We start from the raw sequence: 21,206 nt of genomic DNA, 5'->3' as shown, positions 1-21,206 counted from the left end.
TGATGTGAGTAAGACTCCTGGAAGAACACCAGGTTGATAGGTTAGAGGTGTAAGCATGGTAACATGTTCAGCTGACTAATACTAATAAGTCGAGGGCTTGACCTTAATTAAATGAAATAAAAATAATGCGAAATCTTCGTAAGAAGAAACATTCACTGTGCAATTTTCAGAGAATATTTATATTCTCAATCTGGTGATTATGGCATGAAGGTAACACCCCTTCCCATACCGAACAGGTAGGTTAAGCTTCAATGCGCCGATGGTACTGCAGGGGTAGCCTTGTGGGAGAGTAGGTTGTCGCCAGGTAATGTTCCGCGATAGCTCAACGGTGGAGCACTCGGCTGTTAACCGATAGGTTGAAGGTTCGAATCCTTTTCGCGGAGCCAATTTTATTTAAAGTATACAAAAGCTAATTAATAGCTTTTTTTACGTTATAGGGAATTCTGAGTTGAGATTTATAACATTTATTAACAAGTTATTTATATTAAATGTGGATTATAGTAATAACTCCTACTTATATTAAGTATATAATTAAGTATCAATAATAAAATTATTGATACTTTTATCTTTTTTAGGAAATAATAAGTAAAGGATGAGTTATATTCATACTATTTAGAAAATTTGATCAATATAAAAGGATTTTTTATTAATAGGTAGAATATATAAGTATATATCTAATGAAAAGCTAGGAGGTATTGTATATGAAAGAATATAAAAGCAATAATCTAAGAAATATAGGAATTGTTGGACATAGCGGTTCAGGAAAAACCACAATAATGGAATCATTACTATATTACACGAAAGCTATAGATAGATTTGGTAAGGTTGATGAGGGTACTACAATTAGTGATTATGATGTTGAGGAAAAAAAGAGAAAAACATCTATTTCTACATCAGTAGCCTTATGTGAATGGGAAGATGTAAAAATAAATTTAGTAGATATGCCTGGATATTTTGATTATATAGGCGAAATGATTGAGGGATTAAGAGCTGTAGATATGGCAATGATAACTGTGTGTGGTGTATCGGGCATAGAAGTTGGTACTGAAAAAGCTTATGAATATATCAAGGATCATAACTTACCCAGAGCATTTTTTATTAACAAGCTAGATAGAGAAAATAGTAACTTTGAACTTGTTTTGCAGCAACTAAAAGAAAAGTTTGGGTTGTCTGCTGTACCAATACAATACCCTATAGGTAGCGAAGAAAATTTTATAGGAGTAATAAACGTTATATCTAGAAGAGCTAGAATATTTAATGCTAAAACACATAAGATGGAAGAAAGTGATATTCCAGAAGAATTAATTGATAAAGTAGATGAGTGCAAACAGATGGTTATGGAGGCAGTAGCTGAAACTGACGAAGCTTTGTTAGATAAATATTTTAACGAGGGTTGTATAAGTGAAGAAGAAATATATAATGGTCTTATAAAAGGAGCATCTAAAGGAGAGATTGCACCTATAATGTGCGGATCTGCTTTAATAGGCATAGGAATGCACACATTGTTAGAAGATATTGTTGAATGTTTCCCTTCACCAATTGATACAACCCTTTACAGCGCTAAGGATATAAAAGATAATAAATATACACAAATAAAGATCAATGCGGACGACCCGTTTTCAGCATTAGTATTTAAAACTATTGCAGATCCTTTTGTGGGTAAATTATCAATGTTCCGTGTCATTACTGGAAAAGCTAAAAGTGATACAATGGTATATAACACTAATAAAGAAAAAGAAGAAAAGATAGGAAGTATGTATTTCTTAAAAGGTAAACAACAATTTCAAACTCAAGAAATTGAGGCTGGCGATATTGGAGCTGTATCAAAACTTCAATATACAAGTACAGGGGATACACTTTGTGATAGTTCAAGACTATTAATCTTTGATACTATGGATTTTCCACAACCAGTGTTCTCAAGGACTATTGTAACTAAAACTAAAGGTGATGAAGATAAAATATCTAGCGGGTTAACAAAACTATTAGAAGAAGATCCTACATTCTCAGTAGCTAGGAGTACAGAAAGTGCAGAAACTATAATATCTGGCCTTGGAGCAACTCACCTTCAGGTAATAGTTAGTAAGCTTAAAAATAAATTTGGAGTGGATGTATCACTAGATGTTCCAAAGATAGCTTATAGGGAAACAATTAGAAAATGCTCTGATGTCCAAGGGAAACATAAAAAACAATCCGGAGGACATGGCCAATATGGAGATGTAAAGATTAAATTTGATCCTAGGAAAGATGGTAAGGATGATTTAGAGTTTATTGACGCAGTAGTAGGTGGAACCGTTCCAAGGCAGTATATACCTGCTGTTGAAAAAGGATTAAGAGAGAGTATTCAGCACGGTGTACTTGCAGGGTTCCCAGTTATAAGATTAAGAGCAACATTACATGATGGGTCTTATCATGCTGTGGATTCCTCTGAAATGGCATTTAAAATGGCTGCATCAGTAGCCTATAAGAAAGGACTTCAAGATGCACAGCCTGTTATATTAGAACCTATTATGCACGTTGAAGTTGTATGTCCAGAGGACTACATGGGCGATATTATTACAGATATAAACAAAAAAAGAGGTAAGATTTTAGGAATGGAATCTGTTGAACGAGGACAAAAAGTTATTGGGGAAGTGCCTCAATCAGAATTATTTAATTATGCAACAGATTTGCGCTCAATGACGGGCGCTAGAGCAAGCTTCAGGGTTAAGTTTGAAAGATATGAAGAGGTGCCGGAAGACGGGGCTCAAAAGATAATTCAAGCGAATAAGGACCCAGAATAAAAGACAATATCTAAAGAAATGAAGTTATGGTTATCCATGGCTTCATTTTTATTTTACCCATAAACTCTCTGAGATTACAAGATAAAATAAATATATTATAATAATTGCACATATTTTGTCTAAAATTGCTAAACCTATTAATAAATATAGAAAAGAGGGGGAAATTGAATGTCTGAATATAGATTAGATATTGTTGGAGATATTAAATTAAGTGATTACAGCAGCATTCATGATTATATGGGAGTAATTCAGCAGAATGATAAATTCACAATTACTTCAAAAATGAAGAACTTTGAGGAAGTTAAGATACTTTGCGAAATATTAGAAAGCAATCACTTTAGCATTGTAGAAGAAGGAGGAAGAGAAAATGGACAGTATTATGTCACATCGCAAAAAAAGAGGTAAAGAGGACATCATTGATAGACACTTAATAGAGCAGGCATATGGATCTGATTATCCCAATAAGGTAACTGCGCATCCGCTTGAACTTAACACTTATGCAGACCCAACAATTACTTCAAAAACTATGATACCGTCTGTGGATTTAGAAGAGGGGTTAGTTATTCACAAGGATGAACATTTATCTGATTAATCTTTTTAAAGAATGTATTAGGTAACTACAACAATTCAATTATACATATTTTGATAAGACAAATATTAGAAGCTAACTTCTATTGTTTGTTTTTTATTTTGCAAGCGTAGTGTATGGTTAATTATTAAGTTTGATTATATGTGAGAGATATATTATACTTTTAACGTGGTATAAAAGGAGGTAAAGCAAATGACAACTTTATATATTACCAGACATGGTGAAACTGAATGGAATACAGAAGGTCGTATGCAAGGATGGAACGATTCACCGCTTACAAAGCTAGGAATCCATCAAGCGCATTGGCTTTACGAGAGACTGAAAGATATAGATTTTAATGTAATTTATTCTAGTCCTACGGGGAGGGCTTATAAAACAGCAGAGATTCTTAAAGGTGAGAAAAACATAGAAATTATTGCGTATGATGCACTAAAAGAATTAAACCTTTCACAGTGGGAAGGGCTTGACCAAAAGAGTATCAAAGATAAGGATGAAGAGCAGTTTCATAATTATTGGAAGGCACCACACCTGTACAAGCCTTTATTTGGAGAGAGCTTTTTAGAACTTCAGAATAGGATAACAGCGGGGATTAAAGAAATTGTAAAAAATCATAAGGATGAAACAGTATTAATAGTAACTCATACTATGACATTAAAAGCATTAATGGCGGGGCTTAACAATAAGCATATTTCTACAATGTGGGACCCACCATTTATAAAACAAACTAGCTTAACTATTATAGAGATGGATGAAGATAAAGTAGATATTAAAATGTATGCAGATGACTCTCATCATAAGGAAATAACATTAGACTAAAAGACAGAATTTATGGTTTTAAACACTAGAGCAGATATATTGAAATAAATATATCTGCTCTAGTATTTAGCTTGTTATAATGTCCAAAGTAAAGTAAAAGCAAACACCTGTATCTGTATTTGAAACACCAAAATAACTTTTGTGAAGAAATAATATGTTTTTAACTATAGATAAACCAAGACCTGTACCGCCAAAGTTCTTATTACCAGACTTATCTACCTTGTAAAATCTATCCCAAATTCTATCTAAATCTTCACTGCTAATAAAGCTACCCTCATTTTCTATTTCTACTGACACTTTACCTTCTACTATTTTTAGTGCAATTATTATATTCTTTTTAATAGGCGTGTGCCTTATGGCATTACTTATTAAATTATTCATAACCTCTTTTATCCTATAAGGGTCACCGTAAACCATTATATTTTTCATATCAGAGGGTATATTTAGCTTAAGGTATCTATCATTTATACTATTTAGATACTTCTTGTATATGGAGCTAACTAGTTCTAAAACATTAAATTCTGACATGTTTAATTTAAAGTTACCTGACTCTAATTGGGATAAATCCATCATATCACATACTAAAGAATTCATATTTTTAGATTCATCTATTATTACATCTAAATAGTAAGCTACATCATCTCCTTTAGGTATACCATCTTTTAATCCTTCTGCATAGCCTTCTATAAGGCTGATGGGAGTTTTAAGTTCATGGGAAACGCTAGCGATAAATTCTTTTGTCATTTTTTCTAATTGCCTTTCTTTTTCAATGTCTCCTTTAAGCTGATCATTAGCAGTTTTAAGTTCAGTTAGAGTTGCCCCTAGTTTTTCGGACAAAAAGTTCAAGGTTCTTCCTAGACTACCTATTTCATCATTAGAAGCTATTTGGCATTTGGCAGAGAAATCTAACTGTGAAATTTTTGTAGCTGTAGAGTTTAAAGAAATAAGTGGTTTTGAAACCATCTTAGAATAAATTAAAGAAAGTACGGCTATTAAAATTACAGCAGCAATGTAGACATAAACATAATATTTTCTTGTAACATATGTTGCTTCACCTACAGGTTGTAGCGTAGATAACACAAAAACAATATCTTGTATTTCACCATTTGATATTACCGGTGATACTAAAACCAAATTGTCTGTATGTAAAGATGGATGTTTAAGGGTATATACTATGGTTTTTTTAGTACTTAAAACATCAAAATAATTTTCTAAAGAAGATATCCAATTATTAATAGCTAGCATCATTGTTTCTGAGCTCCTAGATTGCTTTTCATTTATCATGGGCTGTTTTATTAATTTAAGTGTACCACTGTTTTCTAAGATGGCTATTTTTGCATTGTTTTTATCTTCAAAATCACTCATTGCATTGAAAATATTATTGGAATTATAATTAGGATAATCAGATTTAAATTTTTCTACATTAGATTTTAGTTCTTTTGTCTTTTGAGTGACATAAAATTTTTCGAAAAATAGGAATTGAATAGAGATAACTGCACTTATAAAAAGGAATAAGAACACTACCGTAACAGCAAATAACTTCAAGGTGATTCCATTTTTTTTCATTCAATCACCTCAAATCTATAACCAGAACCGCGTACAGTGCAAATAAATTTTGATTTATTTATGAGCTTTTCTCTTAATCTTTTTATGTGAGTATCAACAGTCCGTAGGTCGCCATCATAACTGTAACCCCATACATTATCTAGTAAGGCATTCCTAGATAAAACTATCCCTTTGTTTTTAATTAGGTACGCTAGTAAATCATATTCTGTGGGAGAAAGATTTATTTCACTGCCATCTACATATACTTGGCGAGATAGAAGATTGACTTTTAAACCTTGAATATCAAATATATTATCTGGCTTGCCTAGGCTTCCTTCTACTCTCTTTAAAAGAGCTTTACTCCTTGCTACAAGAACCTTTGGACTAAAGGGTTTGGTCACATATTCATCAGCGCCAAGTTCAAAACCTGTAAGCTTATCCTCTTCTTCACCTTTGGCTGTTAAGAATATTATAGGAACATCAGAGGTTTGCCTTATAGTTTTGCACACTGAAAATCCATCCAGGTTTGGCATCATTACATCTAATATAATTAAGTCTATATTGTTACTAGTAAATTCCAGCAAGGCATCGGTTCCATTTGTTGCTTCTACCACATTAAAATCTTCTATTTTGAGATAATCACGTATAAGCTTTCTCATTCTATCTTCATCCTCAACTACCAGTATAGTTTTTTTCATAACGTTACTTCAAAGTTATAAAAGTCTTTGAAGACCCTCCATTCTTTTATTATTTTAGTATTTTTAATAAAAAGATATTTGCTTTAATAAAAATATATCATATTATGAGAGATTAATAAAATGTTTCTTAAAACAATTAAGGTAAGAGGAAACTTAGGGTGATAGTATATATAATAGTTGAAGCGTTTGTAGAAAATTATTGAAATTAATTAAGCAGAGTGTTATGTTATAGGGAGAAATAAGATAAAAAACTACTATTTTTTATTTAGAAACACTATGGGGGGATTGAAATGAAAAAAGAGTTATTTGTTAGAAATAGAAAGAATTTATGGGACAAGTTAGAAGAGAATTCCATAACATTAGTATTTGCAGGTCAGGCACCATACAAATCCGCTGATGAAACATATGCGTTTACTCCAAATAGAAATTTTTACTATCTAACAGGAATTGATAGAGAGAAAATGATTTTAATGTTAGTGAAAAGAAATGGCAAAGTAGAAGAAACTCTGTTTATTGAAAAAAATGACCCTATTATGGCTAGATGGGTAGGAGAGAAAATGTCTGAAAAGGAAGTAAGAGAAATCTCGGGCATAGAAAAAACTAAATTTATAGAAGAATTTGAAGAAACTCTAGGCTTAATTTTGGATAGAACTGAGATAGAAAGTTTATATTTAGACCTTGAAAGACAACAGTTTAATATGTCTGCCAGTACACCTCAAAGATTTGCAAATGCTGTAGTTGAAAGGTATCCTTACCTTAGAATAAATAATATATATCATGAAATAGCTAGCCTTAGACTTATAAAATCAGAAGAAGAAATCGAATTAATTAGAGAAGCTATAGATATAACTGATAAAGGGATAAAAGCACTAATGAAAAACTCTAAAGCAGGAATGAGAGAGTATGAATTAGAGGCTTACTTTGACCTTATACTGAAAAGCAACGGCGTAAAAGAGTATGCTTTTCACACTATTGCAGCTTGTGGTAAGAATGCAACGATACTTCATTACAGTGAAAATGATAGTGAACTTGAAGATGGTAAGCTAGTATTATTCGACCTAGGAGCTCAATATAAATATTATAATGCAGATATAAGCCGAACATTTCCAGTAAATGGAAAGTTTGCGGAAAGACAAAAACAAATTTATAATGTAGTATTAAGAGCACAAGAGGCTGTAACAGCAATTGCAAAACCAGGCATATTATTTTCAGTTTTAAATGAGACAGCTAAAAAAGTACTAGCAGAAGGATGCAAAGAGCTGGGTCTTATTAAAGAAGATGGTGAGTTATCTAAGTATTATTTTCATGGTGTAAGCCATTATTTAGGACTGGATACTCATGATGTAGGAAGTCGTGATGTGGAGTTAAAACCAGGAATGGTGTTTACCAATGAGCCAGGACTTTATATAGAAGAGGAGAATATTGGAATTAGAATTGAAGATGATATATTAATCACAGAAGATGGCTGTGAAAACCTTTCAAAACAAATTATAAAAACAGTAGAAGAAATTGAAGCATTTATGGCAAAGTAGATTTTATATATATTTATTGTAAGTAGTAACTGTAAATTACTACTTATTTTTTAAGGAGGAAAATCACATGATTAAAAAGTTTATTTCTTATTACGGTCCTCATAAAAAATTATTCATATTAGATATGGTTTGTGCGTTCTTAGTAGCAGCGCTAGATTTAGTTTTCCCAATGGTAACAAGAAGTATTTTAAATGAGGCGTTGCCGCAAGGGAATATACGTATGGTATTAATATTTACAGGCGTATTAGCATTTCTATACATATTAAAGTTAATATTTAATTACATAATTGAGTATTGGGGACATGTTGTAGGGGTTAGGATGCAGTATGAAATGAGGAAGGATATATTTTCTCATCTTCAAACATTATCTTTTAAATATTTTGATGATAATAAAACCGGACATATTATGTCAAAGATCATTAATGATTTAATGGAGATATCAGAACTTGCGCATCATGGTCCAGAGGATGTATTTATTTCTGTAGTTATGCTTGTAGGATCATTTATTGCACTTTGTACAATTAATGTAAAGCTTACATTAATAATATTTGCTTCCCTACCTTTCATGATATGGTTTGCTATGAGTAAGAGAATTAAGATGTCAGAAGCCTTTAAATCTGTCAGAAAAGAAGTTGCAAATGTAAATTCAAGCTTGGAAAGTAGTATATCAGGTATTAGAGTTTCTAAATCCTTTACTAATGAAGAATATGAAAAAGATAAGTTTGATGAAGGAAATGAACAGTTTAAAAAATCAAGACAATATGCATATAAATATATGGCAGAGTTTTCTTCTGGTGTAAAGTTTTTTGTTGATATACTAAACGTTATTATTTTTGGATTTGGGGGATATTTTGTATATAAGAAGTGGATTAACGTACCAGACTTAGTAGCATATTTATTATATATACAATTCTTTGTGCAACCGATTCGAAGGCTTACATCATTTGTTGAGCAATATCAAACGGGGATGTCTGGGTTTGAGCGTTTCATTGAGCTTATGAGTATAAAACCTGAAATAACTGATAAGGATGATGCCATAGTGCTAAAAGATGTAATGGGAGATATAGAACTTAAGGATGTAACTTTTAGTTATAACGAGAAATCCTCAATTTTGTCTAATATGAATTTACACATAAAACAAGGTAAAACTTTAGCGCTTGTTGGACCATCCGGTGGAGGTAAAACTACATTGTGCCACCTTATTCCAAGATTTTATGAATTAGACAAAGGAGATATTTTCATTGATGGTAATAGTATAAAGGATGTTACCTTGAAATCATTAAGACAAAACATAGGGATAGTTCAACAAGAAGTATTTTTATTTGCAGGAACTATAAAAGAAAATATATTATATGGACGACCTGATGCTAGTGATGAAGATGTAATTGAAGCAGCTAAAAATGCAAATATACATAACTTTATAATGTCACTATACGATGGTTATGATACAAGCATAGGGGAAAGAGGAGTTAAATTATCTGGTGGACAAAAACAAAGGATGTCTATAGCTAGGGTATTTTTAAAGAATCCTCCTATATTAATCCTAGATGAGGCTACATCAGCATTAGATAACGCTACGGAGATGATAATACAAAAGTCATTAGAGCAGTTATCTAAGGGAAGAACAACACTTGTAGTAGCCCATAGACTTTCTACTATAAGAAATGCAGATGAAATAGTAGTAATTACAGATAAGGGTATACAGGAAAAAGGTACACATAAGGATTTAATAAAGGTTGATGGAATATATTCAAAGTTGTATCATGCTCAATTTAAGGGATATATACCAGATGAAGTGATATAGTTCAAATTTAGACTTTTAATTAAACATAATTTTATGAAATAAAGGCTTATCTTCTTGTTTTAAGAAGGAAAGCCTTTGTTTTTTTGTGATTAACAAGTAATAAGGGATATTATGTATCAAAATGTAGGAAAATACACTACGAAAATATGTATATTAACAAGGAGAAAAAAAACCGTTATAGAATAGTTAATATATGGTAAATAAATTCATGAATTTATTACTACCTTAATTTTAAAAAGGTTTTCAGAAAATTTTCAAAGGAGGAGCGAAATGATTAAAAATAAGAATTCTATTATAGAACTATTGCATGAAAGTAAAAGCTTCACATACTTTAAGGGTAATTCAGAAATAAATGTGGTTTTAAAGTCCAGTGAGGGCATCAATATTAGGTACTATGAAGATAAATGTATAGTTATTAATTTTTTTGACTATAAAGATGGAATTTCTAAGTTGTATAAAGATAGAAAATATATAAACAGAAATATATCTTAATTAAAATAGAATATACATTATGTGTATGAACATGCTTGGTGTGTTTGTATAGTAAATAAGAAAATAAGGATCTTATGTAATGAAAGAATTGTTATAGAAGTGGATATAATAAAGAAATAAGTAAATTCATTGCAAGAAAGGTGTTTGAATATGATGTTTAATAAATTTACAGAAAGAGCACAAAAGGTTTTGATGTACGCCCAGGAAGAAGCAGAGCAACTAAAACATGGATATATAGGAACGGAACATATACTTTTAGGCATTTTAAAGCAGCAAGATGGGGTATGCAAGAAATTACTAGGTGATATGGGAGTTTCGCAAGAAGACGTAAAGAAATTAGTAATAGAGTATGAAGGTGAAGGGGATGTAGAAACATGTAAGGGTGAAATTCCATTAACGCCAAGGACAAAGAGACTATTAGAACTAAGTCTTTTAGAAGCTAGAACTCTAAATCATAATTATATTAGTCCGGAACATATATTACTTGCTTTAATAAAAGAATCAGAAGGTGTGGCGTATACAATCTTAGCTAATCTAGGTGTTGATTTTCATAAACTAAGAAATGAAGTGTTAAGTAATTGGGGTTCAGAAGATACTCAAAGAGGAGGGGTATCAAAAGAGAAAAAGAAATATAGCACTGAAGCCTTAGATAGGTTTGGTAGGGATTTAACTGAAATGGCAAGGGAAGGAAAGCTTGATCCTGTTATAGGAAGAGACGATGAAACTCAAAGGCTTTTAGAAATCTTATGCAGAAGAATGAAGAATAACCCTTGTCTTATTGGAGAGGCAGGTGTAGGTAAAACAGCAATAGTAGAGGGCCTTTCACAAAGGATAGCTTCCGGTAGTATTCCAGAAGTTCTAAAAGGCAAAAGAGTAATAACTTTAGATATATCTTCAATGGTTGCAGGGTCTAAATATAGGGGAGAATTTGAGGAAAGGCTTAAGAAGGTAATGAAAGAAATAGTAGAAGCAGGAGATGTTATCATATTTATAGATGAGATTCATACTATAATAGGGGCAGGAGGAGCTGAAGGGGCTATTGATGCTTCCAATATATTAAAACCGGCTCTCGCTCGTGGAGAAATACAATGCATAGGTGCGACAACTATAGAGGAATACAGAAAATATATTGAAAAGGATTCGGCACTAGAGCGAAGGTTTCAACCTATAACGGTAGGGGAACCAAGCAAAGAGGAAGCCGTAGATATATTAAAAGGATTAAGAGATAAGTACGAAGCACACCACAGGGTTAAGATTACTGACAGTGCAATTGAAGCAGCTGTTAGCTTATCACATAGATACATATCAGATAGATATTTACCTGATAAAGCAATAGATATTATAGATGAAGCAGGTTCAAAGGTAAGAATTCAAAGTTTAACCCCTCCACCAAACATGAAGGATTTAGAAGATGAAATGGAAAAAGTAGCTAAAGAGAAAGCTGATGCTATATCAGTACAAGACTTTGAAAAAGCAGCTATTTTAAGGGATAGAGAGAAGCAGATAAAGGATAAGCTAGGGTACTCCAAGAATAGTTGGAAGACTCAGAATCAAATAGATGAACTAATCGTATCAGAACTAGAAGTTGCAAATGTGGTATCAAAGTGGACTAATATTCCTATAGAGAAATTGACACAAAAGGAATCCGAGCGGCTACTAAGGTTAGAAGAGGTACTTCATAAGAGAGTGATAGGTCAAAGTGAAGCAGTCAAATCAATCTCAAGAGCCGTAAGAAGGGCAAGAGTAGGACTTAAAGACCCCAAAAGACCTATAGGTTCTTTTATATTCTTAGGACCTACTGGTGTAGGGAAAACAGAATTATCTAAAGCATTAGCAGAGGCTATGTTCGGGGATGAGAATAACATAATAAGAATAGATATGTCAGAATATATGGATAAACATACGGTGTCACGGCTTATGGGTTCACCGCCAGGGTATGTAGGATTTGAGGAAGGTGGTCAGTTAACTGAAAAGGTTAGGCGAAATCCATACTGCGTTATACTTTTCGATGAGATTGAAAAGGCCCATCCAGACGTAACTAATGTTTTGCTACAGATATTAGAAGACGGAAGGTTAACAGATGGAAAAGGTAAAACTGTAGATTTTAAAAATACAGTAATTATAATGACATCAAATGTAGGAGCGTCTACTCTAAAAAGGCAAAGGTCTGTAGGATTCGATGTAAGAGTAAATGAACAAAACTCAGCATACGAGAAGATGAAGGAAAATATTATGGAAGAGTTAAAACATTCATTTAATCCTGAGTTTCTAAATAGAATAGATGATATTATCGTATTTCATTCACTAGAAGAAGAGGACTTGTATGAGATTGTAGAATTAATGCTTAATGTATTGAAAGAACGTCTAAAGGAGCATGAGATTAATGTAAGCTTTGACGATGAAAGTAAAAAACATTTAGCTAAAGCAGGGATTAACACTGTTTATGGAGCTAGGCCGCTTAGACGAGAAATAACCAAATCTGTGGAGGATAAGCTTTCTGAAGAAATACTTAAAGGTACTATTAATAAAGGTGACAATATAATTGCAACTATAAAAAATAATGAATTGATTTTTGAGACTTTGCATATTTAATGTTGTTTATATATCTTAAAAAGGATATACTTATGAAAGCATAAAATTTTTAACCACTCTTGAGTGGTTTTTTAATTTTTAGAGATTATAAAGGTTATAAAATAGTGATGGGGGCGGATATATGTCAAAGATTAAAAATGTATTTGTTTGTCAAGAATGTGCATATGAAGCACCTAAATGGCTGGGGAAATGTCCTAGTTGCAATAACTGGAATACAATGATAGAGGAAGTAAAAGATACAGGGTTCAAAAGAGCAGTTACTATGAGTAATAGCATCGCACCCCGTAGCATAATGGATATAACATCTAGTGAACATGAAAGACTTAATACAGGTATCCAGGAATTAAATAGGGTATTAGGTGGCGGATTAGTTAAAGGCTCATTAACATTAATATCAGGAGATCCAGGTATAGGTAAGTCTACGCTACTTTTACAAACAGCCAAAAACATATGCGATAAATATGGAAAGGTACTTTACGTTTCAGGTGAGGAATCAGAAGAGCAAATTAAAATGAGGGGTGACAGACTTAACGCGGTATCAAAGGAATTATACATAGTATCGGAGACTAATGTAGAAACTATTGAAAAATACATAGATGAAATAAAACCAATATTTATAATAATTGATTCCATACAAACTCTTTTTAAGACTTCCGTTAGTTCAGCACCCGGAAGCGTTTCTCAAGTTAGAGAATGTGCTAATGAATTAATGCGTATAGGTAAAACTAAAGCGATACCTTTATTTATTGTGGCCCATGTTACTAAGCAAGGTGAACTTGCAGGACCTAGGGTACTTGAGCACATGGTAGATACGGTTTTATATTTTGAAGGTGAGAGAAATCAAGAATTTAGAATACTTCGAACCATGAAGAATCGTTTTGGTACAACAAGCGAAATAGGTGTATTTGAAATGAGACAAGAAGGGTTAGCTCAAATATTAAATGCTTCTAGTATCTTTCTTGAAGAAACAAGTTTTAGCCAAGAAGGCTCTGTGGTTATAGGGATAATTGAAGGAACAAGGCCTATTTTAGTTGAAATTCAAGCATTGGTTAGTGAAACTAAGGCAATCATGCCTAGACGAACTGCAGTAGGGGTAGATAATTCAAGATTAAATCTTATTTTAGCTGTTTTAGAAAAAAAGTTAAAGGTACCCTTTTATAACTGTGATGTCTACGTTAATGTAGTAGGGGGTCTGAATTTAGATGGAACTTCTGGAGATTTAGGACTGGCGATTGCTCTATTATCTAGTGTAAAGAATAAAGCAATAAAGCTAGGTAAAACAATTATTGTAGGTGAAATTGGACTTACAGGGGAAGTAAGACCCATATCCCATTGTGAGAAAATAGTAAATGAAGCAAGTAAGTTGGGATTTAATAATATTATAATACCAGAAAGAAATCAAAAGAAAATCAATAATAAGGATATTAATATTATAGGCACAGATTCATTAAAAGATGTTCTAAGTAAGATTTTTTAACGACATTTCAGAAGGTAAGTCTCCCACTTCTATAAGTGGGGGTCAACTATCCTAGCAAAATAAAACTTCAGTGGGAGCCTAAATCTCCTTCTGAAGTCGTTAATATTGCAGCACCGCAGGTGATGATTTAACTATATTTTAGCACATTCGATTATGAGTAATTTTGAAGGCGATGATTAAGGGTACTATTTATTAAATAAGGAGAAAAACATGAGAGAAGAGAAAAGCAAAGAACTTATGAGTATATTGAAAGTAATGGCGCCTGGGACATCACTCAGGGAAGGGCTTGAAAATATTTTAAGAGCTAAAACCGGGGGGCTTATTGTTTTAGGCGATGGTAAGGAGATATTAGATATTGTGGACGGTGGATTTGGAATAAACTCTGAATATAGCCCTGCGTACATTTATGAATTAGCAAAGATGGATGGAGCTATAGTAGTAAGTAGTGATTTAAAAAGAATATTATATGCTAACACACAACTTATGCCAAGTCCTACCATACCTACTTTTGAAACTGGTACAAGACACAGAACAGCTCAAAGAATAGCTAAGCAAACAGGGTCTGTTGTTATTGCAATATCACAAAGAAGAACTATTATAACTGTTTATAAAGATGAAATAAAATATGTTTTAAGAGATAGTAGTATTATTTTAGCAAAAGCAAATCAAGCTGTTCAGACATTAGAGAAATATGTTTCAGTGCTTGAACGGGTGGTAAGTAACTTAAATCTTTTAGAATTTCAAGATTTAGCTACATTGTTTGATGTTATAAGTGCAGTACAAAGAACCGAAATGGTGATGAGAATAGTTTCAGAAATAGAAAGATATATATGTGAACTTGGGAATGAAGGTAGACTTATTTCTATGCAACTAAGTGAGTTAATTAGAAGCGTTGAAGAGGATGGAATACTATTAATAAGAGACTATTGCCAAAGTGGTATGAATTATATGGAGATGTATAGACAGATAGAAACTATGAGTCCTGAGGAACTGTTAGATTTAGATTTCATTTCTAAAATTATTGGGTACGTGGGTGTACCGTTAGTGGATACGCTAATTTCTCCTAGGGGATACAGGATGTTAAATAAAATACCTAGAATACCTACTAATGTTATAGAAAACTTAGTTAAGCATTTTAGGGAATTAAAAGCTACAATGGAAGCATCTCATGAACAGCTTGATCAGGTAGAAGGAATAGGTGAAGCAAGAGCTAAAGCAATTAAGAATGGATTAAGAAGATTAAAAGAGCAATTTATGTTAGATAAGCAAATATAGCACAAGATAAGCTTTAGCTTACCTTGTGCTATATTTCTATCTCATGGTATATTTGCCTAATGTACTAATTTTATCATACTCTTTTAAGAGAATATCATATAAATTTAAGTCTAAAAGATTACATAAAGAAGTAATATAAAAAAGATTATTCCCGAGTTCCTTTTCTAAGACTTCTCTGCAGTTTTCACAAAGCTTGCCTTGCATATGAGTATCAAGTGAGGCGCCAAGGGTGTCCAAATTCAAATCTTCTATATTAGCAGGAATGTATTGTTTTTTTGCATCAATATTAATACAGCCACAATTGGTAACGGATTTTATAACAGCTCTATTAACTCTAGCCTCAGATTCTTGAAGTTTAGTAATTATATCTAAAATGCTTCTATGTCGTAATAAAGATTCGTCTACAGAATTTTGAAAACTATCAAATATAAGATCTTTCATTAAGTTCAACTCCTTGTTAAAGATTTTAATAGCTATATTATCTTAATTATAGGTTTTATATTATGTTTTTGTCAATAAATTAAGTACGAATATCAACCTATAAATATATAATAAATCAAGAGGAGTTTTATTAATAGGGGGAATAGCATGTTGAACATTGGTGAGAAGATTTTTATAGCAGGTTATGGCGCTGGATATATACAGGGTATGGATAATAAGGAATTACATGGGTCAGAATGTAAATATGTAAATATATATCTATTACTAGATAATATGAGTTTTATGATTCCAATGAGTAGAATTGGAAATTACAAGATTAGAAAGATTTTAAATAAGCTAGAGTTAGAAAAGAACTTAAAAATTATATCAAATGAAACAGAGCATATTGAAGGTAATTGGAATAATAGATATAGAATTAATAAGAAAAAGATTCAAAGTGGTAATATATTAAAAATGTGTCAGGTAATTAGGGATTTATACTATTTGAAAAAGGAAGACATACTTCCACCAGGAGAGTTAAAGATTTTAGAAAGGGTTGAAGGGATGATTGCAAGCGAAATAATGTTAGTGTTTGAAGTAACTATGGAGGAAGCGTTATGTAAAATACGAAGTTAAGTTTAATAAATTGTTAATTCTATGATGTATTTCATTGAATTACAGAAATTTATAGTATATATTAGATAATAACAGGATATAAATTTGAATAAGTGTTAATAATTTAAAAGGAGGTGAATTTTTTTGCTAAAAAAGATTTTCAGGGGACTTTTTACAATCATAGGATTAATTATAGGCTATCTAGTAGCGGAAATGCTTTTAAGCACAAGCTATTTTGTTCAGCTTGATCACTTTAAAAGTGGTACAGTTCAAGGAATAATATTCATTATTTTTTCTACATTAATCTTTGGAGTTATTTTATTTTTAATATCGCCTATAATTGTAACCTTTATAATGAAGTTTATGGATTATGTGGAGAAAAGCATGCAAAAAATGCCAACTGCCCAAATTATATTTGGTACAACAGGTGGGATAATAGGTCTTGTAATTGCATCTTTATTTGCAGGATTATTCAAATATGATTCCCTGATATGGAATATCATAGTAGTTATTTTTACGGTTATAATGGCAGCTTTGGGAGCAGATATTTGTGCAAGGAAAAGAGATGACATATTAGCTTTTTTCACAAGCACTAAAAGGAATACAGGGTTCAAAGATAAGAAGGTAAAGGGATTTACTAATGAAAATCCTAAGGTACTAGATACATCAGTAATAATTGACGGTAGAATATTTGATATTTGTCAAACGGGTTTTGTTGAGGGTCCACTAATAATACCAACTTTCGTATTAGAAGAGCTTAGGCATATCGCGGATTCCTCTGATGGACTTAAAAGAAACAGAGGAAGAAGAGGGCTAGATATATTAAACAAGATTCAAAAGGAGTTAAATATTGAAGTTGAAATTTGGGAGAAGGATTTTCCTGATATAGCAGAAGTAGATAGTAAGCTTCTCAAATTAGCTCAGCTTTTGAATGGTAAAGTTATTACAAATGATTTTAATCTTAACAAGGTAGCTGAGTTTCAAGGGGTTCCAGTTTTAAATATTAACGAACTTGCAAATGCCGTGAAGCCAGTGGTTTTACCAGGTGAGGAAATGAAAATTCAAGTGATGAAGGATGGAAAGGAATCGGGACAAGGAATAGCCTATTTAGATGACGGTACAATGATTGTCGTTGAGGGTGGAAGGCGTTATATTGGTGAAGATATAGTTGTTATTGTAACATCAGTTCTTCAGACGGCTGCAGGCAGGATGATTTTCGCTAAAAATAAGGATTCCTTGATAAAGGGTTAATTATATTGAGTAAGCGAGGGTTGTTATGATTAGAAATTGTGCAGTAATTTTGGCTGCTGGAAAAGGTAGTCGCATGAAGGAATCTATTAATAAGCAATATTTAAAAATTAATCAGCATCCAATTTTGTACTATACTTTAAGAGCATTTTCACAAAGCAATTACATAGATGAAATTATAGTAGTTGTTGCAGAAGGTGAGATGGAATATTGTAGGAAAGAAATAATTGAAAAGTATAACTTTTTAAAAGTAAAAGATGTGGTTATTGGTGGAAAAGAAAGACAAGATTCAGTGCTAAAAGGACTAAGTGCTGTATCAAATTGTGAAATTGTGCTTATTCATGACGGAGCTAGGCCATTTATAAATCAATCTATTATAAGTGATGCAATCACTTATGCTAACTTATATGGAGCAACTGCTTGCGGAGTAGAGCCAAAGGATACAATTAAGATAAAAGACTCCTTAGGATTTTCAGTAGATACTCCTGAAAGAGAAACACTATTTTGTGTTCAAACACCACAGGCGTTTAAGTACAATCTCATATTAAATTGTCATAAGAAGATTAATGAGGAAGGTATCAAAGTAACGGATGATACCATGGTCGTTGAAAGGTATGGGAATAAGGTATATCTTTATAAAGGTAGTTACGATAATATAAAGGTTACAACACCAGAGGATTTAGAAATTGGAAGGCAAATACTACAAAGATTTTAATGTTGACAGTATCACATTTAATGTGTATATTAATTAGTAACTATATGTAATGGTTCATACAAATTGAATATTAGGCAATGATGAAGAATAGTAGAGACCACTATACAGAGAGAAAATACTAGGTTGAGATATTTTCAAAGGTTTTGAACCTACTTTGGAGCTGTAGTAAAACTACCGGTAGTATATACCGTTAAAAAATGAGTGCAAATTTAGGTGGTACCGCGATATAATTCGCCCTAATACAGGGCGGATTTTTTATTTTTTGTTCTTTTGATGTTCGAAGGTAATGAAGTACCATATAAAAAATAAATTCTAAGAGATATATAAGGAGGAATACTTATGAAATTATCCAAAATGTTAATAAGTACACTAAGGGAAGTACCAGCGGAGGCAGAAATCGCAAGTCACCAATTGATGTTAAGAGCTGGAATGATGAGGAAAATGGCTTCTGGGGTGTACAATTACATGCCACTTGGAATAAGAGTTATAAAAAAAATTGAAGATATTGTTAGAAATGAAATGGATAGTGCAGATGCACAGGAATTTTTAGCATCGGCCTTAATTCCTTCTGAGCTATGGATTGAATCTGGAAGATGGGATGTTTATGGAGCAGAATTATTTAGACTGAAAGATAGAAATGCAAGGGAGTTTTGTTTAGGACCTACACACGAAGAAGTATTTACAGATATAGCTAGAAATGAAATTAAATCTTATAAGCAGTTACCACTGAACCTGTATCAAATTCAAACAAAGTATAGGGATGAGAGAAGACCAAGATTTGGAGTTATGAGATCAAGAGAATTTATAATGAAAGATGCTTATAGCTTTGATGCAGATAATGAGGGACTAGATATATCTTACAATAAAATGTATGATGCCTATAATAACATATTTAGAAGATGTGGACTAGAATGCAAGGCTGTTGAGGCTGATTCTGGTGCAATGGGTGGTTCGGGATCAGCAGAGTTTATGGTTAAGTCTGAAGTAGGTGAAGATGAGGTAGTTTTCTGTAAATCATGCAATTATGCAGCTAATATGGAGAAAGCACCAACTCAAGTTGATCACATGGAAAAAGAAGAGTTCAAAGAATTAAATAAAATATTAACTCCAAATGTAAAAACTATAGAGGATTTAGAGAAGTTCTTTAACACCACTTCTAGAAAATTTGCAAAAACGCTTATTTATAAAGCAGATAATAGAGTTGTTGCAGTTATGGTAAGGGGAGATAGGCATTTAAATGAGATTAAAGTAATAAATGCGATAGGTGGAGCATTAGAGTTCGAAATGGCAGATGCAAAGACTGTAATGGAGGCAACTTCTGCAGCAGTAGGATTTGCAGGCCCAATAGGTATTAAGGCTGATGTAGTATTAGTTGACGCTGAAGTAGCTAATATGTATAATTTTATAATTGGTGCAAATGATACAGGATATCATTATGAGAATGTTAATTATGGAAGAGACTTTGAAGGTAAGGTTGGAGACTTTAGAAAAGTTAATGAGGGAGATAAATGCCCTAAGTGTGAATCACAGCTTACAATTGCTAGAGGTGTAGAAGTAGGGCACATATTTAAACTCGGAACTAAATATTCAGAAGCTATGGGTGCAACTTTTATAGGGCAAGACCAGAAAAAACAGCCTTTAGTTATGGGATGCTACGGTATAGGCATAAATAGAACAATGGCAGCTATTATAGAACAACATCATGATGAGAATGGTATAAAGTGGCCAATATCAGTAGCGCCATATCAAGTTGTAGTAGTACCAGTATCTAAAAAGGATGAGCAGCAGATGGAAATTGCTGAAGAAATTTATAATAATCTAAAAGAATTGGGCGTAGAAGTTCTTATGGATGATAGAGATGAGAGAGTTGGAGTTAAATTTAAGGATTTAGATCTAATTGGAATTCCAATGAGAATTACTGTTGGGAAAAAGATTTCTGAAGGTAAGCTTGAGTTTAAATTAAGAAGTGCACAAGATAATGAAGAAGTAGAAATAAGTGCAGTTATTAATAGAGTCAAAGAAGAATTTAAAAATAATAACATAATATTATAGATTCTATTTGAAGTTCACGGTAACATATGGCTATAGGGATGACTATAGCCATAAAAATTAATACTTATATTATAAGGCAGCCTGCGCTAATTATTTTATAATAGACGTCTAATGTGTATAAAGGAGAATAAGATTGGAATTTAATATATTAAAGAATAAGTTTACAACGGAGCAAGCCAAGCAGTTAAATCCACTAGTTCTTGCACTTGTTGGAGATGCAATCTATGAGGTTTTTATTAGAGCCTATCTTGTAGAAAAAAATAGGAATATGAACGCTCATAAGATTCATGTTAAGGCAGTTGAACATGTAAAAGCGCATGCACAAAGTGAGTATATGAAATTTATTATAGAAGATTTAAGTGAAGAAGAGTTAAGCATATTTAAAAGGGCTAGAAATTCAAAAAGTGGAACCACACCTAAAAACGCAGATTTAAATGAATATAAATGGGCCACTGGATTTGAGGCGTTAGTTGGTTTTCTATATCTAAGTGAAAAGGACGAACGGCTAAATTGTATTTTTGAGAAAATTATAAAGTTTGATTTGGGAGATGAGTAA

The 21,206-nt window shown here is 32.3% G+C and carries 18 protein-coding genes, 1 tRNA gene and 2 rRNA genes; 18 read left to right on the top strand and 3 right to left on the bottom strand.

Annotated features, from left to right (window positions below; genetic code table 11):
- The 7 genes from LGK97_RS11230 to LGK97_RS11200 all read left to right on the top strand — a co-directional run.
- A 23S ribosomal RNA gene (locus LGK97_RS11230) occupies positions 1-105 on the top strand; the annotation flags it as partial.
- 84 nt (positions 106-189) lie between these two features.
- Positions 190-306 (top strand): 5S ribosomal RNA (gene rrf / locus LGK97_RS11225).
- Between the two features lie 5 nt (positions 307-311).
- Positions 312-386: transfer RNA gene (locus LGK97_RS11220), tRNA-Asn, on the top strand.
- 315 nt (positions 387-701) lie between these two features.
- Positions 702-2,780, top strand: coding sequence for an elongation factor G (fusA, locus tag LGK97_RS11215; RefSeq protein WP_226259858.1), 2,079 nt, complete (start codon positions 702-704; stop codon positions 2,778-2,780).
- A gap of 168 nt (positions 2,781-2,948) precedes the next feature.
- Positions 2,949-3,185, top strand: coding sequence for a hypothetical protein (locus tag LGK97_RS11210; protein ID WP_226259857.1), 237 nt, complete (start codon positions 2,949-2,951; stop codon positions 3,183-3,185).
- Positions 3,148-3,372 (top strand): hypothetical protein, encoded by a 225-nt coding sequence (locus tag LGK97_RS11205; protein ID WP_226259856.1) that lies wholly within the window; start codon positions 3,148-3,150, stop codon positions 3,370-3,372. Before LGK97_RS11210 ends, LGK97_RS11205 begins: the two co-directional genes overlap by 38 nt.
- A gap of 189 nt (positions 3,373-3,561) precedes the next feature.
- Positions 3,562-4,185 carry a histidine phosphatase family protein gene (locus tag LGK97_RS11200; protein ID WP_226259855.1) on the top strand — a complete coding sequence of 208 codons (624 nt, stop codon included), beginning with the start codon at positions 3,562-3,564 and terminating at the stop codon, positions 4,183-4,185.
- A 66-nt stretch (positions 4,186-4,251) separates the two neighbouring features.
- On the opposite strand, the gene LGK97_RS11195 is transcribed toward LGK97_RS11200, so the two are convergent.
- Complete coding sequence (locus LGK97_RS11195) at positions 4,252-5,751, bottom strand: sensor histidine kinase (protein WP_226259854.1); 1,500 nt, start codon at positions 5,749-5,751, stop codon at positions 4,252-4,254.
- The gene (locus LGK97_RS11190) at positions 5,748-6,428 is read right to left on the bottom strand and encodes a response regulator transcription factor (protein ID WP_226259853.1); all 681 of its coding nucleotides are present in this window, start codon (positions 6,426-6,428) and stop codon (positions 5,748-5,750) included. Before LGK97_RS11190 ends, LGK97_RS11195 begins: the two co-directional genes overlap by 4 nt.
- Positions 6,429-6,718: 290 nt before the next feature.
- On the opposite strand from LGK97_RS11190, the gene LGK97_RS11185 reads away from it, so the two are divergent.
- The 6 genes from LGK97_RS11185 to disA all read left to right on the top strand — a co-directional run bounded on the left by LGK97_RS11185 (position 6,719) and on the right by disA (position 15,600).
- Positions 6,719-7,960, top strand: a complete 1,242-nt coding sequence (locus LGK97_RS11185) for an aminopeptidase P family protein (protein ID WP_226259852.1) — start codon at positions 6,719-6,721, stop codon at positions 7,958-7,960.
- A gap of 67 nt (positions 7,961-8,027) precedes the next feature.
- Positions 8,028-9,764 carry an ABC transporter ATP-binding protein gene (locus tag LGK97_RS11180; protein ID WP_226259851.1) on the top strand — a complete coding sequence of 579 codons (1,737 nt, stop codon included), beginning with the start codon at positions 8,028-8,030 and terminating at the stop codon, positions 9,762-9,764.
- Between the two features lie 270 nt (positions 9,765-10,034).
- The gene (locus LGK97_RS11175) at positions 10,035-10,256 is read left to right on the top strand and encodes a hypothetical protein (protein ID WP_226259850.1); all 222 of its coding nucleotides are present in this window, start codon (positions 10,035-10,037) and stop codon (positions 10,254-10,256) included.
- A 150-nt stretch (positions 10,257-10,406) separates the two neighbouring features.
- Entirely contained in the window at positions 10,407-12,848 is a 2,442-nt protein-coding gene (locus tag LGK97_RS11170) for an ATP-dependent Clp protease ATP-binding subunit (RefSeq protein ID WP_226259849.1), read from the top strand.
- A 121-nt stretch (positions 12,849-12,969) separates the two neighbouring features.
- Entirely contained in the window at positions 12,970-14,325 is a 1,356-nt protein-coding gene (radA, locus tag LGK97_RS11165; RefSeq protein WP_226259848.1) for a DNA repair protein RadA, read from the top strand.
- A gap of 210 nt (positions 14,326-14,535) precedes the next feature.
- Entirely contained in the window at positions 14,536-15,600 is a 1,065-nt protein-coding gene (gene disA, locus LGK97_RS11160) for a DNA integrity scanning diadenylate cyclase DisA (RefSeq protein ID WP_226259847.1), read from the top strand.
- A gap of 36 nt (positions 15,601-15,636) precedes the next feature.
- Here the strand turns inward: disA and LGK97_RS11155 are convergent, their stop codons facing one another.
- On the bottom strand, positions 15,637-16,041 hold the full coding sequence (locus tag LGK97_RS11155; RefSeq protein WP_226259846.1) for a DUF1573 domain-containing protein: 405 nt from the start codon (positions 16,039-16,041) through the stop codon (positions 15,637-15,639).
- A 147-nt stretch (positions 16,042-16,188) separates the two neighbouring features.
- Here LGK97_RS11155 and LGK97_RS11150 point away from each other — a divergent pair, with 147 nt between their 5' ends.
- From LGK97_RS11150 to LGK97_RS11130, 5 genes are all read left to right on the top strand, one after another.
- Positions 16,189-16,656, top strand: coding sequence for a CarD family transcriptional regulator (locus LGK97_RS11150; protein WP_226259845.1), 468 nt, complete (start codon positions 16,189-16,191; stop codon positions 16,654-16,656).
- A 123-nt stretch (positions 16,657-16,779) separates the two neighbouring features.
- Complete coding sequence (locus tag LGK97_RS11145) at positions 16,780-17,886, top strand: PIN/TRAM domain-containing protein (protein ID WP_226259844.1); 1,107 nt, start codon at positions 16,780-16,782, stop codon at positions 17,884-17,886.
- Between the two features lie 25 nt (positions 17,887-17,911).
- Positions 17,912-18,598, top strand: coding sequence for a 2-C-methyl-D-erythritol 4-phosphate cytidylyltransferase (gene ispD / locus LGK97_RS11140; RefSeq protein WP_226259843.1), 687 nt, complete (start codon positions 17,912-17,914; stop codon positions 18,596-18,598).
- Between the two features lie 339 nt (positions 18,599-18,937).
- On the top strand, positions 18,938-20,650 hold the full coding sequence (locus LGK97_RS11135; protein WP_226259842.1) for a proline--tRNA ligase: 1,713 nt from the start codon (positions 18,938-18,940) through the stop codon (positions 20,648-20,650).
- Between the two features lie 133 nt (positions 20,651-20,783).
- Positions 20,784-21,206 (top strand): Mini-ribonuclease 3, encoded by a 423-nt coding sequence (locus tag LGK97_RS11130; protein WP_226259841.1) that lies wholly within the window; start codon positions 20,784-20,786, stop codon positions 21,204-21,206.

Source organism: Clostridium sp. CS001, assembly GCF_020443565.1.
In the GTDB taxonomy this organism is placed as follows: Bacteria; Bacillota; Clostridia; order Clostridiales; family Clostridiaceae; genus Clostridium_AD.
Note: the sequence above shows the minus strand (reverse complement) of the source record. Positions and strands in the feature narration are given on the sequence as shown.

Coding starts and splice junctions, on each gene's coding strand:
- fusA (WP_226259858.1), top strand. CDS start 702: ATGAAAGAATATAAAAGCAATAATCTAAGAAATATAGGAATTGTTGGA.
- LGK97_RS11210 (WP_226259857.1), top strand. CDS start 2,949: ATGTCTGAATATAGATTAGATATTGTTGGAGATATTAAATTAAGTGAT.
- LGK97_RS11205 (WP_226259856.1), top strand. CDS start 3,148: ATGGACAGTATTATGTCACATCGCAAAAAAAGAGGTAAAGAGGACATC.
- LGK97_RS11200 (WP_226259855.1), top strand. CDS start 3,562: ATGACAACTTTATATATTACCAGACATGGTGAAACTGAATGGAATACA.
- LGK97_RS11195 (WP_226259854.1), bottom strand. CDS start 5,751: ATGAAAAAAAATGGAATCACCTTGAAGTTATTTGCTGTTACGGTAGTG.
- LGK97_RS11190 (WP_226259853.1), bottom strand. CDS start 6,428: ATGAAAAAAACTATACTGGTAGTTGAGGATGAAGATAGAATGAGAAAG.
- LGK97_RS11185 (WP_226259852.1), top strand. CDS start 6,719: ATGAAAAAAGAGTTATTTGTTAGAAATAGAAAGAATTTATGGGACAAG.
- LGK97_RS11180 (WP_226259851.1), top strand. CDS start 8,028: ATGATTAAAAAGTTTATTTCTTATTACGGTCCTCATAAAAAATTATTC.
- LGK97_RS11175 (WP_226259850.1), top strand. CDS start 10,035: ATGATTAAAAATAAGAATTCTATTATAGAACTATTGCATGAAAGTAAA.
- LGK97_RS11170 (WP_226259849.1), top strand. CDS start 10,407: ATGATGTTTAATAAATTTACAGAAAGAGCACAAAAGGTTTTGATGTAC.
- radA (WP_226259848.1), top strand. CDS start 12,970: ATGTCAAAGATTAAAAATGTATTTGTTTGTCAAGAATGTGCATATGAA.
- disA (WP_226259847.1), top strand. CDS start 14,536: ATGAGAGAAGAGAAAAGCAAAGAACTTATGAGTATATTGAAAGTAATG.
- LGK97_RS11155 (WP_226259846.1), bottom strand. CDS start 16,041: ATGAAAGATCTTATATTTGATAGTTTTCAAAATTCTGTAGACGAATCT.
- LGK97_RS11150 (WP_226259845.1), top strand. CDS start 16,189: ATGTTGAACATTGGTGAGAAGATTTTTATAGCAGGTTATGGCGCTGGA.
- ispD (WP_226259843.1), top strand. CDS start 17,912: ATGATTAGAAATTGTGCAGTAATTTTGGCTGCTGGAAAAGGTAGTCGC.
- LGK97_RS11135 (WP_226259842.1), top strand. CDS start 18,938: ATGAAATTATCCAAAATGTTAATAAGTACACTAAGGGAAGTACCAGCG.